Raw genomic sequence first — 14,419 nt, forward strand, 5'->3', positions numbered from 1 at the left:
TTTAAACTTAAGAAACTTAAATATACTTAAGTAAACTCTTCTTTAACTTTATGTTAAATATATTCAATGAATCCGCGGTATTATTTTCGCCTTATCTAAGAATTTTGTAATTTGCATACCAATAAAATAAAAGTAAAAGAGAAAATATGTCAACACTTACATTTGCCGAGAAAATAGCTCAAGCAGAAAATTTCTTACCGATTAACGGTACAGATTATATTGAGTTTTATGTAGGAAATGCAAAACAGGCTGCCCATTATTACAAAACCGCTTTCGGTTTTCAGTCTGTAGCTTATGCCGGTCCTGAAACAGGAGTAAGAGACCGTGCATCTTATGTGCTTCAACAGGGAAAAATCAGATTGGTATTAACTACCGGATTAAAATCTGACTCTCCTGTCAGCGAGCACGTAAAAAAACATGGTGACGGAGTAAAAATTTTGGCACTTTGGGTAGATGACGCTTATGCAGCTTTCGAAGAAACAACTAAAAGAGGTGGAAAACCTTATTTAGAACCAGTAACGTTAACTGATGAGCAGGGTGAGGTAAGAATGTCCGGAATCTATACGTATGGAGAAACCGTTCACATGTTTGTTGAAAGAAAAAATTATAACGGAGCATTTATGCCAGGTTATGAAAAGTGGGAAAGTGATTATAAGCCTGAAGAAGCAGGTTTATTGTATGTAGACCACTGTGTAGGAAATGTTGATTGGAACAGAATGATCCCAACCGTAGAATGGTATGAAAAAGTAATGGGATTTGTAAACATCCTTTCTTTTGATGATAAGCAGATCAACACAGAATATTCTGCATTAATGTCTAAAGTAATGTCAAATGGAAACGGATTTGCAAAATTCCCTATCAACGAACCTGCAGAAGGTAAAAAGAAATCTCAGGTAGAAGAATATCTTGATTTCTATGAAGGAGAAGGAGTACAGCATATCGCTGTGGCTACGAAAGATATTATCCACACCGTAACTGAATTGAAGAAGCGTGGTGTAGAGTTCCTTTCTGCTCCACCAGAGGCTTATTATGATATGGTTCCTGAAAGAGTTGGTCATATTGATGAAGATCTTAAAAAACTTCAGCAGTTAGGTATACTTATTGATCATGATGAAGAAGGATACTTGTTACAGATCTTTACGAAGCCTGTAGAAGACCGTCCTACTCTATTCTTCGAAATCATTGAAAGACACGGTGCACAAAGTTTTGGTGCCGGAAATTTCAAAGCTCTATTCGAAGCATTAGAGAGAGAGCAGGAAAGAAGAGGTAATCTTTAATTTTACATTAAAAAATACAAGTTTTGTCAGGATAAAGTATTCTGGCAAAACTTTTTTATAAAACACAGTACATGAGAAAATTTTTAATCGGGATTTTTCTATTGGGAACATTGGGGCTTAAAGCTCAATTTGGTTCTTTAAACGGAATCCTTGAAAGACTTGAACAAAGAAAAGGCATCAATCAACATCTTGAAAATGTAAATATTGACAATAAGAAGTTCATCTTCATTAAAGATGAGGCCGATCATACAGAGCGGGACTTTATTATCATCAAAGGGAATAATGCCACGTATGTAGAAGTTTTTGATGACAAAGCAACAGGAGAAAGCAGTTCTAATGTTTTCAGTGGCGATATCATCAGGAAAAAAAATATTATTTCTTTACGGGCAGATATGCTTGAAAATAAAAAAATCCCAATGCCTGTTACCAAAACTTTATTGTTGACCCAGCAGGACAATATCCTGTACCTCATTGATGTCAATACCAAAGACAGATGGATAGATGAAGCATCTTTCTCTAAAAAGGCAAAATAAATATTCCGGGGAATTTCTCGGGATGATATGTAATCTAACTAAAATCTAAACTTATGAAATCATTTGTAGACTATTCCTCAAATTCGGATTTTTCTATACACAATATTCCTTTTGGAGTCGCAGTTTTTAACAAAGAATATATCGGATGCTGCACAAGAATCGGAGATCAGGTAATTGATCTTGCCACCTTGTACGACTTAGGTTATTTTGAAGATATTGAAGGATTAGACGACAATGTTTTTGAAGCGTATACCATCAACGAATTTATCGAACTTGGTAAACCTGTTACCAATGCTGTTCGTGCTAAAATCCAAACCTTGTTACAGGAAGGATCTACTTTGTCAAAAGATCAAAAAACCATTGAAGAAGCCTTCTATGATTTGGATAAAGTAAAAATGATGATGCCTGTTCACATTCCAAACTACACAGATTTCTATAGCAGCATTGAACATGCTACCAACGTTGGAAAAATGTTCCGTGACCCTGCAAACGCTTTATTGCCAAACTGGAAACATTTACCGGTAGGTTATCATGGAAGAGCATCTTCTATCGTAATTTCAGGAACAGATATCAACCGTCCGAAAGGTCAGACGAAACCTGCAGATGCAGACAAACCGCTTTTTGGTCCATCTAAACAGCTGGATTTCGAATTGGAAATGGCTTTCATCATCAATAAGAATACAGAAATGGGAGAAAGTATCTCTACCAAAGACGCTGAAGATGCCATCTTCGGAATGGTAGTTTTCAATGACTGGTCTGCAAGAGATATTCAAGCATGGGAATATGTTCCATTAGGTCCATTCCTTGCAAAAAACTTCGGTTCTTCTATTTCTCCATGGGTAGTTACGCTTGAAGCTTTAGAACCATTCAGAACAGCTTCTCCAACTCAGGATCCTGAGGTTTTAGAGTATTTAAAATTTGAAGGTGATAAAAATTACGATATCAACCTTGAAGTATATATCCAGCCTGAAAACGGAGATCAAAACCTGATTTGCGAAAGCAACTACAAACACATGTACTGGAATATGATTCAGCAACTGGCACACCACACTGTAAACGGATGTAACGTAGAAGTGGGCGATCTATACGCCAGCGGAACCATTTCAGGAAGTGACCCAAAATCTTTCGGATCTATGCTTGAGCTTACATGGAGAGGACAAAACCCTCTATCATTAAGCAACGGAGAAGAAAGAAAATTCATTGAAGATAATGACACCGTTACAATGAAGGCATGGGCTGAAAAAGACGGTGTAAGAGTAGGTTTCGGTGAAGTTTCAGGTAAAATTATCCCAACTCTCTAATATAAAAGTTAATCATTAAATGCTTCGACATCGCTCAGCATGACATCGCTAGAAATATCCTGTAAAAACAGTTAGCATTAGAGTGTCATGCTGAGCTATAGTCGAAGCATCTTTTTAATATTATTTGAATACTTAACGTTGAATTAAGTGTTAAAATTAAAAACATGAAAACAGTAATCCCCTCCGAGATAACCTCCGTACAGCTTCAGACGATTATGCAGACAGCCGTTTCACCACGTCCTATTGCATTGGCTTCTACGGTAGATAAAGACGGTAATAATAATTTATCTCCATTCAGTTTTTTTAATATGTTTAGTACGGTTCCTCCGATTTTGATCTTTTCACCCTCAAGAAGAGTTCGGGACAATACGACCAAACATACGCTGGAAAATGTTCTTGAAGTACCGGAAGTGGTAATCGGAACTGTGAATTTTCCGATTGTACAACAGATCTCTTTAGCTTCTACAGAATATGAAACGGGAGTTAATGAGTTTATCAAATCCGGTCTTACCATGAAAGATGCAGATCTTGTACAGCCCAAACTGATTGAAGAATGTCCTGTTAACTTTGAATGTAAAGTTTTAGAGGTAAAACCATTGGGAGATCAGGGTGGTGCAGGAAATCTGGTGATCTGTGAAGTGCAGAAAATTCATATCAGGGAAGAATATCTGAACGAAGCAGGGAATCTGGATCAGAAAAAACTGGATATGGTAGCCCGTTTAGGCAGCAACTGGTATTCCAGAAGCAATGAGAACAGTCTTTTTGAAGTACCTAAACCTTTGGTAACAAAAGGAATTGGTTTTGATCTGCTGCCGGATTCCATAAAGTACAGTAAAGTATTTACAGGAAATGACCTTGGAATGCTTGCCAATACAGAAGTATTACCTGCGGGCGATTTCCATGCTGATGAAAATATTCATTTGGATGCCCAGAAGCTGCTTCTGGAAAGCAAAATTGAAGAAGCGTGGGTTTTGCTCACAATCCAATAAAAAACGGTCTGAAATTTCAGACCGTTTTTTATTGGATAATGGAAGTTAGAAGCTGGAGACTGGAAGTCCATACGTATTTGATTTCAATAGATAGGAAAAACGTCAATAGCTCCCAGCTTCTGTCTTCCAGCTCCCTTTCTTATTAAGCTTTTAATGATTCTTAAAAAATAATTTTCCTTTTTCATCAAAATGTATCACTTTACGATTTTTTTCAATGAAAACACTCAGATTGTCATTTTTAGCGTTATAGTAAATGCTTGTAGCAAATCCCGGGCAATCATGCTGTTTACATCCTGTCAGCTTATAGATTCCGTTTTCAAAAGCAATAGGACTTTCCACATTGAAATTCTTTACCAATTCGTCATATTGGGTTTCTACTAACTTTTTCAGCCTTTCTGTTATGGTCTTATCTTCAAAAAATTTAATATCATGGGGATACTTTCCTACATTTTTAGTAATAATATCGGTTGATCTTGAAGGAGGAGTAGCAACAGAATCATTTTTTGGAGCAGATACGGAATCCTTAGGTGTTACTGCACCCAAAGTATCTGTATTTACAGAAGATTCTGTTTTTGTTTCTTTTTTACAGGAAATAACACATAGTGAAAGCACAAATGCGCCTGCAATAATTTTTTTCATAATTATATTTTATGGTGGTTAATTTATAACAACGTAGTTTTGAACGTTTTATTTCAATTTTTCTTTTATAAAATCAATACATTTTTCCGTTACGTTATTCAAATCTTTTGGTAAATCAGAATCTGTCCATGGTTCTTTTGCTCCGAATGTGTGATTGGCATTTTCAATCAGAAATAATTCAGAATTTGGGTGAAGAAGATGAAGGTGTTCTGCCTGTTTTACTTCTACAGCTTCGTCGTTTGTTCCATGAATAATCAGCATATGAGCTTTAGCCATTTCAGTCGCTCTTTCTACATCAAAACGGTGAATATCGCTCGCATAATCTTCATAAAATTGGTAATAATGAGGCATTTCTTGTTTTGTACGTCCATTCAGTGCATAATACACTCCATTATTCTTCCAATTCTCAAAAGCGTCTCCTTTTGGAAAACGGTCTAATGTGTCTACACTTGCCAACGTAATCAAACCGTTGATTCTTTCATCTTCGGAAGTTTTAATAATAGAAATTCCTCCTCCTCTACTATGTCCTATCAGAACAATTCTTTCATTATCCACATGTGGATCTTTACTAAAATGATCGATCACCACTCCAAGATCAGAAAGCTCTTTAGAATAATTATTATTGCCAAAAGCTTCAAGATCTCCGAAGTTAAACGGATCATCTGTTGTAGTTCCGTTATGAGAAAAATTAAACTTCACAAAGAAAAATCCAGCTTCCGCAAACTTTTCTGCCATCAGATTCCAGGCTCCCCAATCTTTGTAACCTTTATATCCGTGAACAAATATAATCAGTGGAAGCTTTTTTTCTATATCAGGATAAAAAACATCAGCTAAAAATTTTTTTGTTTCTTTATTCTCTAAACCGACCTCTTTTTTTAAAACAATATTCATAAAACAAATTCGTTATAATCAACACAATCACACATATAAAGTTAATATAATTATAAATATATGAAAAAAATTATTTTTCTTTTATTCCTGATCATTTTTTATTTTACTCATAGCCAGGCAACCAAACGGGTTTTATTTATTGGAAACAGCTACACATATGTTAATGATTTACCTGTTTTAATCAAAAACATAGCTGCTTCTAATGGTGACTTATTGGAACATAGTAGCCAAACGCCGGGAGGATCAACACTACAGAATCACTTTAATAACCCGACAGTGATCGCAGCTATCAATCAAGGAAACTGGGATTATGTCGTATTACAGGAACAGAGCCAGCTTCCATCATTTCCGGATTTTCAGGTTCAAAATCAGATGTATCCTTATGCACTTCAGCTTTCAAATTTGATTAAAACATCAAATCCCTGCGGAAACATTATTTTTTATATGACCTGGGGACGTAAAAATGGTGATGCCGCTAACTGCCCCAATATACCGGCAACCTGCACTTATCAAAGCATGGATCACCAAATCTATAGTCGATATATGGAAATGGCAGCTGCCAATGAAGGCATTGTTTCACCTGTAGGTAAAGTATGGAGAACAATCAGAGAGCAAAATCCAGCTATTGAATTGTATGATCAGGACGAATCACACCCAAGCTATATTGGGTCTATGGCTGCTGCATATACATTTTACACTATTCTATTCAAGAAAGATCCTTCGCTGATCCCTTTTAATGGGAATCTTAGTCCGGCACAGGCTCAGTTGATCAAGGAAATCGTTAAAACAGAGGTTTATAATCAGCCTGCTAAATGGCTTGTAACCAGTAATGATGTTCACAGCAGATTCTCCTATCAGGTTACCGGAACCGGAACAGTTCAGTTTATGAATAGTACACAGAATGCAGTCTCTTATTCATGGGATTTTGGTGATGGTTCGGTTTCTACTATAGAAAGTCCCGTACACACCTATAATACAGGAGGAAGTTATAATGTTAAACTGACAACAAATGCCTGTGGAACAATTACTACCAAAACAAAGTTGGTTGTCATAAACACATTAAATACAGCAGAAACAGCTATTGAGAATCCAATTCAAATTTATCCTAATCCTGCTCAAGATCATATTAACATTACTTCTAAAAAGAGGATTGAAGTAATTTCACTTAAAGATGCTTCCGGAAGAATAGTTCAATTTCATTTGAATAAAACAGATTCAGGATATATTCTACCACTTCAGCATTTGAGCAGTGGAGTTTATTTTCTACAATATAAAGCAGGTGAAAAGGAATCCACTAAAAAGATTATAAAAAAATAACCTTATTTTTGCTTCATGCAGAATTTAAGAACTGTAACCGTGATGCGTTACATTCTGCCACTGAGAGAAGGAGGATCTCTTCCGGCTCTGGCAGAAGCTGATGATGATTTCAAATATATATTAAAATTCCGTGGTGCCGGCCATGGAGTAAAAATGTTGATCTCCGAACTTTTGGGTGGAAAAATTACGGAAGCTTTGGGACTTAAGATTCCTGAGCTTGTGTTTATCAATCTTGATGCGGATTTTGGAAGGACAGAAGCCGATGAGGAAATACAGGATCTTCTGAAACATTCCGAAGGTCTGAATCTTGGGTTACATTATCTTTCCGGCTCCATTACCTATGATCCGGGAGTAAGTGTGGATCCGCTTTTAGCTTCAAAAATAGTGTGGCTGGATGCATTTATTACCAACATCGACCGTACTTTTAAAAATACCAATATGCTGATGTGGCATAAAGAACTTTGGATCATCGATAATGGTGCTTCGTTCTATTTCCACCATTCATGGCAGAATTTTGATGCGGCAGCCAAAACACCTTTCAAATATGTGAAAGACCATGTACTGCTGCCTAAAGCAAAAATGCTTGACGAGGCAGACAAGTTTGCCCATGAAATACTGAATGATACTCTTTTCAGAGAAATTGTCAACATGATTCCTGAAGATTGGTTACAGTGGAATGATGCTGATGAAACGCCAGAAGAAATCCGTGAAATCTATTTTCAATTTATGAAAACCAGATTAGAAAATTCTCAAATCTTTGTAAACGAAGCGAAAAATGCAAGAGGATAAAATATATGAATACGCGGTAATACGCCTGGTACCCAAAGTTGAAAGAGAAGAATTTTTCAATATCGGACTAGTAATGTTTTCTAAGAAGGAAAAATTCATCAGAGTGGAATTCTATTTGTGTCCTGACAAATTCAAACTGATGCACAGCAAACTGGATTATGATGATGTTATTCACAATCTGGAAAGCTTTCAGAAGATCGCGAATGGTGATAAAGACGGCGGCCCTATTGCCTTTCTTGATGTTCCGGAACGCTTTCGCTGGCTGACGGCCGTGAGAAGTTCTGTTGTACAGACTTCAAGACCTCATCCGGGGAAATCCAAGGACCTGAATGCTACTTTTGGTAAGCTTTTTGAGGAGTTAGTAAAGTAAGACTTCCTTAAAAAATTTATTATGAATTTATCGACAAACAACATATCAATCTACAGGTTTTTCACAAACCTGTTTTTTGTTTTAATTATAAGCTCTTCTAATTTATTTTTTTCACAGAACTTTTCACAGGTACAGATAAAGACCCCTCCTGTAAAAAGTACATTACTTCCTGAAATAGCTAATCTTTCTGAAGATATTGTTTATAAAACCAACAGAAAAGGAAATGCTGCAAAACTGGATGTTTTTACTCCTAAAAATGTAACTGCAGACCAGATGCTTCCTGTACTGATCTATGTTCACGGAGGTGGATGGGTAGAAGGCGATAAAGTAATTCACGCTGATAATTATGTAGAAACTACCATTGCCAAACTGATGGCAAAAAAATATGCTGTAATTAGCATTAATTATACTCTTTTGAATGACAGCACGCATTTCCCACTCCCTTTGGAAGATACGAAAGATGCAGTAAGATGGGTAAGAAAAAATGCAGCGCAATATCATTTTGATACTACTAATATTGGGTTGTTCGGGGCTTCGGCTGGAGCTCACCTTTCCCTGATGGCAGCTTATACTCCGGATAATTCTTATCTCGGTAATCCGGAACTTTCGTCTTATTCTGCTAAAGTGAATTATGTGATTGATCATTATGGTCCTGCAGACCTCAACAAGCTTTTTCACACAAAATTAGGAACGATTCCGGTAGCGCTGATTGGATTAATGTCCAAAAAAATTGTTGGTTTACAGGAAAATCTTGTTAAAGGCATTTCCGGATATGACATTAGAAAAGATCAGGACAGCGCTATTGATTATCTTAAAACGATGTCTCCCGTTAATTTTGTTTCCGGAGGAGTCCCTACATTAATTGTTCAGGGCAATAATGATAAAATTGTTCCTTTAAACCAGTCTAAAAAGCTTCACAGAAAATTAAACAGAGCCAAAATCCAAAACTCTCTCATCATCATAGAAGGCGGAGTACACGGATTCGGAACAACTGATAAAGCTTATCTAGACCAGATGACAGATCAGATGGTGGATTTCGTTATTTCACAGAAAAAATAATATACATACACTTATTCATTTTCTATACAATATATTAAAAATCAAAATAATACATTAAAAACATTCAACAAATTTGCTAGATTGATATACTTATTGATATTTTTTCATTGAGAATTAATTACCTTGGCTATTGTTTAAATTATTTACAACAAAAACACCAATACTTTAATTTTTCATCAACAAAATAAGCAATATGGAATCTTTAAACAATATCAATGCGCTTACTCTCATTTTTGTATCTGTTCTTATTTTTGCGATAGCGTACCGTTTTTATGGTATTTTCATCGCCAATAAAGTTCTCCGGCTTAATGACCAGAATATGACACCTGCTGTAGAATTTGCAGACGGTAAAGATTATGTTGCTACTAATAAAAACGTACTTTTTGGACATCATTTTGCAGCTATTGCAGCGGCTGGACCTTTGGTAGGACCAGTTCTTGCTGCACAGTTTGGATATCTTCCCGGTGCATTATGGATATTGATTGGATGTGTCCTGGGAGGCGGCGTACATGATATGATTGTACTTTTTGCTTCAGTGAGACATAAAGGACAAAGTCTTGCGACTATTGCTTCTAAAGAAATCGGAAAAACAACGGGAACGATAGCAGGATTTGCGATTCTTTTCATCCTGATTCTTACCCTTGCAGGTTTATCTTTAGCCTGTATCAATGCGATGCATGAAGCTTCCTGGTCTCTCTTTACGGTTGTGATCACAATGCCTATTGCGATCATTATGGGATTGATTATGCGTTATAAAAAGAACAGTGTTCTGTTTGCAAGTATTTTGGGAGGAATTCTTCTGATTGCAGGGATTATAGGCGGACACACCCTGATGCAGAACCCAACTATGAATGGTTTATTTTCCTGGGATATTAAAACCATTTCTATTGCGATTCCTCTCTATGGTTTTATCGCTTCAGTATTACCAGTATGGCTTCTTTTGGTTCCCAGAGATTACCTTTCTACTTATTTAAAAATCGGAACTATTATCATGCTGGCTATTGGAGTAATTGTGATTCATCCTACTATTCAGATGCCGGCTATTACAGCTTTTGTGAATGGCGGAGGGCCTATTATTGGCGGTCCGGTACTTCCTTTTATCTTCATTGTGATTGCCTGTGGAGCGATTTCCGGATTCCATGCGGTGATTGCTACGGGAACTACTCCGAAAATGCTTAACAAAGAAAGAGAAATTCTTTTTGTAGGGTATGGAGCGATGCTTGTGGAAGGTTTTGTAGCGCTGATGGCACTTATTGCAGCATGTACTTTGATGCCGGGTGATTATTTTGCGATCAATACTCCCAAAGAGGCTTATGATTCTTTTCTGGCTGCACATCCGTCTCTACACGGAGTAGATATTGATTATTATTCACAAAAAATAGGCATTGATCTGTACGGAAGAACCGGAGGTGCTGTATCTCTGGCGGTGGGAATGGCTCATATTTTCAATAAAATCCCGTACATGGATCAGCTAACGGCTTATTGGTATAATTTCGCGATTATGTTTGAAGCGGTATTTATTCTTACGGCTATTGATGCCGGAACAAGGGTTGGACGTTTCTTTTTACAGGAAATGCTGGGGTCTGTTATTCCAAAATTTAATGATAAAAACTGGATTCCGGGAATCATCATCAGCAGTATTCTTTTCACCTTTGCATGGGGATATCTGGTGTACACAGGAAATGTAAACAGCATCTGGCCGCTATTCGGAATCAGTAATCAGCTGCTCGCTGCCTGTGGACTTATTGTTTGTACAACAATGCTTATTAGGATGAAAAGAGGAAAATATGCTTTATGCTCGGCTATTCCGGGTGTTTTCATGGCTGGAATTACGTTCTGGGCGGGTTATATTCAAGTGACCGCTATTTATATTCCCAAAGGACAATATTTATTGGCAGTTTTAGCAGCAACGGCCATGATTCTTATGCTTATTGTATTTATTGGAGCTTTCAGAAAATGGTATCAGCTGCTTCAGATCAACACCACTGAAATTGATCATTATGGTGAGCCTGTGAAGGAATTGGTAGAAAGATAAAATTTAGATTATATAAAAGAAAAACAGTTCAGAAATCCTGAACTGTTTTTTTATAAGCATTATCTTTTGTTTTATTTAAAAATTGAAATTAAGCCTAGCAAAGACATATCTTCCATTCTGTCCAAACTGTGAAGTGGAACGTGAATAGATGAATTGGTCGTTATTGGTAGAAGCGGTAAGGTTTTTCGTTGGATAGATATCAAACAAATTGTTTACCCCTAAGGTCAATCCTACATTTTTAGTAAACTGATAAGCGGCAGATAAATCCGTAATAATTTTATCTCCAATCGGCTGGTGTTCATTAAAATCAATAATTCCGTCTCCGTTTACATCAATAATATCAGCTCCTGTTACTTTTCCAAAATAGGTATTTCTCAAATAGAAAGTAGCACTCTTCCAAGAAAGCGTATGAGAAAGACTGGCTTTCACTCTAGGTACAGCTTCTTCCAGATAAACTCTTGATTTTTCAGAGAAGTATACTTTTTCAAGCTGTGGCGACTGTAAAAGTCCTGCAGAATGGATATCACCAACTTGTTTTGTTTTATTAAGGTTAATAGCGAAGTTGTTATCTAATTTAAATCCAGAGAATCTGGCATTGTGTGAAATCACCACATCTAAACCTTTTGTTTCCGTATCAATGGCATTGGTAAAGAACTGGGCACCATTCACATTTAATTTATCATATTCTTTTTGTGCATCAGCAGGTACATCTTTTCTTAAGAACTGATCTGTAAGAATAATACGGTTGTCAATTCTCGTGAAATATCCATCCGCTGTAAAGGTAAGATTAGCCGAAGGAATTTTGTAGGTAAATCCTACACTTGCAGATTTGGAAGTTTCCTGCTTCAATTTTGGCATGTCCAGCAATCCTGCCAGCTGAGAATCATTACTGAAAGTTCCCACTTCCAAAAGTTGATTATTCGTAAATAACGTAGAAGTTACATTATAATAGATCTGGTGGATAGATGGTGCTCTGAATCCTGTAGATCCTGCAAATCTAACATTGAAATTAGGTGCTACTTTGATTCTTGAAGCTAATTTATAATTGAATGTAGACCCGAAATCCGAATAATTTTCATATCTGGCCGCAGCATCTACCAATAACCAGTTGGTAAAGTTAAATTCCACATCTGCATAGGCTGCTACCGACTGTCTGTTTTTATCTACAGCATTTCCAGGCTTAAATCCGTTGAATACCTGTGATCCTCCGGGAAGCTCTGCTCCAAAGAAGTCGGTAGGTCTCACAGAGTTTCCGTTCCATACATTTCCGGAAGCATCATAGGTTGCATAAGAAGCTTCTTCGCCCTGGGTAATTTTAAAATTCTCATAACGGTGCTCTGCTCCAAACGCTATGTTGATTCCTTCCCATACATCATATTTTTTAGACAAATCTAAATTGATGGTATTTTGAGTAAATCTTAATCCACCTGCATTAAATTCAGTAGGTGAAGCAAAACGTAAGGATGTATTTCCTGTATTTTGAATATTATAAGTAAATGAATTCTGTCCGTAGGTATTACTGAAATCAATATTCCAGCCGTCCCATTTACCTTTGATTCCGGCAGCTAATGAGATATCCTGAATATCTGTTCCGATCTGTGGAAGATAGCCGTTAGGATATAATCCTGTAAAAGTTCTGTTTTCTCTTGGTCTTCTGTAAAATCCTCCGGAAGTTCCGTGTCTTATACTGTATCCTCCAAAGGTATACACTTTCCAGTTATCACTTACAGGGATTTCAGCATTCAAAAAAAACTGATGATTATTTAGTTTAGATTGTCCAACCTGCATATTAAAATCCTTTCTAGCCTGTCCTCTGTAAGCAAGTTCCTGATCTGTCACGTCAGCACTGAGTAGAGACCAAAGTCCTTTCTGAAGAACATTCCCTGAAGCATCCGTTATGTCTTTGAATGTATTTGTATTTTGTATGTCAGAAAGTTGAGTTGCACTAAAGTAGTTTACCCCTTGAGCATACTGATGTACATAATTAATAATTTGCTGTGAATTGGGAGTATTATTTATATTGGTAAAAAGAGAAGAAAGGTTTACTCCATCATTCAAGGCACGTTGCTCTATGGCATTATAAGCGTTATAGATTTTTCCACTTTCTGTCCCTGCTCTATATGTTGGGTTTCTGAACTGTGAAGACCATGTGATATTAAAGAAACCACCTTTGGTTCCGATTTTATTCCCATAGTTCAAATCCAGCTGAATATTCTGACCGTCAAAATCTCCGGTATGGTCGTTAGCCGTTGGAGTAAGATTTCCACCATAACTTATCTGTCCTGCAAGTTTTCCCGTATCTCTTTTCAGGTCAAGATTGATAACTCCGGCAATGGCATCAGATCCATATTGTGCGGAAGCTCCGTCTCTTAATACTTCAATTCTGTTTAAAGCAAAAGAAGGAATGGCATTCAAGTCTGTACCAACAGTACCTCTTCCGGGTGTTCCGTTTACGTTTACCAATGCTGAAGTATGTCTTCTTTTTCCATTTACCAAAACCAAAACCTGATCTGGCCCTAAACCTCTCAACTGAGCAGGATCCAAATGGTCTGTCCCATCAGAATTGGTCTGAATTGTGGAAGTAAATGATGGAGCAACAGCATTCAGAATTTGTCCGATATTGGTTTGTGGAAGTATAATTGAAGATTCCTTTACATTGAATACGTCTACGGGAACCGGGCTGTCTACTTTAGATCTGGCTCCGGCTCTGGAACCCAATACTACTACTTCTTCTACATTATTGGTCTTTATGGTGTCTTTATTTGTTTTTATGCTGTCTTTTTCCTGCCCGTAAGTAAACACGCCGAGGAAAAACAGGACAGAGGCCGAAAGAATAGTTTTCTTATTATTCATAGTTTAGAATTTGATTAACATTTATGTTTTTTACAAGGTGCAAATGTAGAATTTATTTACTAGTCCACAAAACTAATAGACTTTGTTTTTGTAAAAAAGAGTTATCGTTTCTTTCTATCCCCTATTAAAGTTAAGATAAATTAAGGAAATATTCATAAAAACATTGTTTTATAGAAAGTTAAATCCAAAGTAAATATTAAAAATACCATGCACGCTAAGAAATATATTATTCTGACCATCGCAAGGGCACTCCGTTCAGCAATACAGGTTACTTTGCTAAGTGAAACGCCTTAGCGATCGAAAAAACATACACAGCGTAATAGTCACATCGCGAACTTCGTGTTTAAACAATAAAAAAACGGATCC

General features: G+C 36.7%; 12 protein-coding genes. 9 read left to right on the top strand and 3 right to left on the bottom strand.

Annotation, left to right across the window (positions count from 1 at the left end):
• Nucleotides 1-146 precede the first annotated feature (146 nt).
• From hppD to ACM6F9_RS00150, 4 genes are all read left to right on the top strand, one after another.
• Nucleotides 147-1,277: a 4-hydroxyphenylpyruvate dioxygenase gene (hppD, locus tag ACM6F9_RS00135; protein ID WP_414843863.1), complete on the top strand. Its 1,131-nt coding sequence runs from the start codon at nt 147-149 to the stop codon at nt 1,275-1,277.
• Nucleotides 1,278-1,348: 71 nt separating this feature from the next.
• Nucleotides 1,349-1,810 carry a hypothetical protein gene (locus ACM6F9_RS00140; RefSeq protein ID WP_126653757.1) on the top strand — a complete coding sequence of 154 codons (462 nt, stop codon included), beginning with the start codon at nt 1,349-1,351 and terminating at the stop codon, nt 1,808-1,810.
• A gap of 53 nt (nt 1,811-1,863) precedes the next feature.
• Complete coding sequence (gene fahA, locus ACM6F9_RS00145) at nt 1,864-3,111, top strand: fumarylacetoacetase (RefSeq protein WP_414843864.1); 1,248 nt, start codon at nt 1,864-1,866, stop codon at nt 3,109-3,111.
• Nucleotides 3,112-3,275: 164 nt separating this feature from the next.
• Complete coding sequence (locus ACM6F9_RS00150; protein WP_414843865.1) at nt 3,276-4,100, top strand: flavin reductase family protein; 825 nt, start codon at nt 3,276-3,278, stop codon at nt 4,098-4,100.
• A gap of 150 nt (nt 4,101-4,250) precedes the next feature.
• Here ACM6F9_RS00150 and ACM6F9_RS00155 read toward each other — a convergent pair whose 3' ends face one another.
• On the bottom strand, nt 4,251-4,739 hold the full coding sequence (locus ACM6F9_RS00155; protein ID WP_414843866.1) for a hypothetical protein: 489 nt from the start codon (nt 4,737-4,739) through the stop codon (nt 4,251-4,253).
• A 48-nt stretch (nt 4,740-4,787) separates the two neighbouring features.
• Nucleotides 4,788-5,630, bottom strand: a complete 843-nt coding sequence (locus ACM6F9_RS00160) for an alpha/beta hydrolase family protein (RefSeq protein WP_414843867.1) — start codon at nt 5,628-5,630, stop codon at nt 4,788-4,790.
• 60 nt (nt 5,631-5,690) lie between these two features.
• Here ACM6F9_RS00160 and ACM6F9_RS00165 point away from each other — a divergent pair, with 60 nt between their 5' ends.
• The 5 genes from ACM6F9_RS00165 to ACM6F9_RS00185 all read left to right on the top strand — a co-directional run bounded on the left by ACM6F9_RS00165 (nt 5,691) and on the right by ACM6F9_RS00185 (nt 11,200).
• Nucleotides 5,691-6,947 (top strand): T9SS type A sorting domain-containing protein, encoded by a 1,257-nt coding sequence (locus ACM6F9_RS00165; RefSeq protein ID WP_414843868.1) that lies wholly within the window; start codon nt 5,691-5,693, stop codon nt 6,945-6,947.
• Between the two features lie 15 nt (nt 6,948-6,962).
• Nucleotides 6,963-7,736: a HipA family kinase gene (locus tag ACM6F9_RS00170; RefSeq protein ID WP_414843869.1), complete on the top strand. Its 774-nt coding sequence runs from the start codon at nt 6,963-6,965 to the stop codon at nt 7,734-7,736.
• Nucleotides 7,723-8,106, top strand: coding sequence for a DUF3037 domain-containing protein (locus ACM6F9_RS00175; protein WP_414843870.1), 384 nt, complete (start codon nt 7,723-7,725; stop codon nt 8,104-8,106). Before ACM6F9_RS00170 ends, ACM6F9_RS00175 begins: the two co-directional genes overlap by 14 nt.
• A 21-nt stretch (nt 8,107-8,127) precedes the next feature.
• Nucleotides 8,128-9,165, top strand: a complete 1,038-nt coding sequence (locus ACM6F9_RS00180) for an alpha/beta hydrolase fold domain-containing protein (protein ID WP_414843871.1) — start codon at nt 8,128-8,130, stop codon at nt 9,163-9,165.
• A 193-nt stretch (nt 9,166-9,358) separates the two neighbouring features.
• The gene (locus ACM6F9_RS00185; RefSeq protein ID WP_414843872.1) at nt 9,359-11,200 is read left to right on the top strand and encodes a carbon starvation protein A; all 1,842 of its coding nucleotides are present in this window, start codon (nt 9,359-9,361) and stop codon (nt 11,198-11,200) included.
• Nucleotides 11,201-11,275: 75 nt separating this feature from the next.
• Here the strand turns inward: ACM6F9_RS00185 and ACM6F9_RS00190 are convergent, their stop codons facing one another.
• Entirely contained in the window at nt 11,276-14,053 is a 2,778-nt protein-coding gene (locus ACM6F9_RS00190) for a TonB-dependent receptor plug domain-containing protein (protein ID WP_414843873.1), read from the bottom strand.
• Nucleotides 14,054-14,419: the final 366 nt, after the last annotated feature.

Source organism: Chryseobacterium sp. IT-36CA2, from assembly GCF_949767875.1.
In the GTDB taxonomy this organism is placed as follows: domain Bacteria; phylum Bacteroidota; class Bacteroidia; order Flavobacteriales; family Weeksellaceae; genus Chryseobacterium.

Coding starts and splice junctions, on each gene's coding strand:
- ACM6F9_RS00170 (WP_414843869.1), top strand. CDS start 6,963: ATGCAGAATTTAAGAACTGTAACCGTGATGCGTTACATTCTGCCACTG.
- ACM6F9_RS00175 (WP_414843870.1), top strand. CDS start 7,723: ATGCAAGAGGATAAAATATATGAATACGCGGTAATACGCCTGGTACCC.
- ACM6F9_RS00160 (WP_414843867.1), bottom strand. CDS start 5,630: ATGAATATTGTTTTAAAAAAAGAGGTCGGTTTAGAGAATAAAGAAACA.
- ACM6F9_RS00190 (WP_414843873.1), bottom strand. CDS start 14,053: ATGAATAATAAGAAAACTATTCTTTCGGCCTCTGTCCTGTTTTTCCTC.
- ACM6F9_RS00185 (WP_414843872.1), top strand. CDS start 9,359: ATGGAATCTTTAAACAATATCAATGCGCTTACTCTCATTTTTGTATCT.
- ACM6F9_RS00140 (WP_126653757.1), top strand. CDS start 1,349: ATGAGAAAATTTTTAATCGGGATTTTTCTATTGGGAACATTGGGGCTT.
- fahA (WP_414843864.1), top strand. CDS start 1,864: ATGAAATCATTTGTAGACTATTCCTCAAATTCGGATTTTTCTATACAC.
- ACM6F9_RS00165 (WP_414843868.1), top strand. CDS start 5,691: ATGAAAAAAATTATTTTTCTTTTATTCCTGATCATTTTTTATTTTACT.
- ACM6F9_RS00180 (WP_414843871.1), top strand. CDS start 8,128: ATGAATTTATCGACAAACAACATATCAATCTACAGGTTTTTCACAAAC.
- ACM6F9_RS00150 (WP_414843865.1), top strand. CDS start 3,276: ATGAAAACAGTAATCCCCTCCGAGATAACCTCCGTACAGCTTCAGACG.
- hppD (WP_414843863.1), top strand. CDS start 147: ATGTCAACACTTACATTTGCCGAGAAAATAGCTCAAGCAGAAAATTTC.
- ACM6F9_RS00155 (WP_414843866.1), bottom strand. CDS start 4,739: ATGAAAAAAATTATTGCAGGCGCATTTGTGCTTTCACTATGTGTTATT.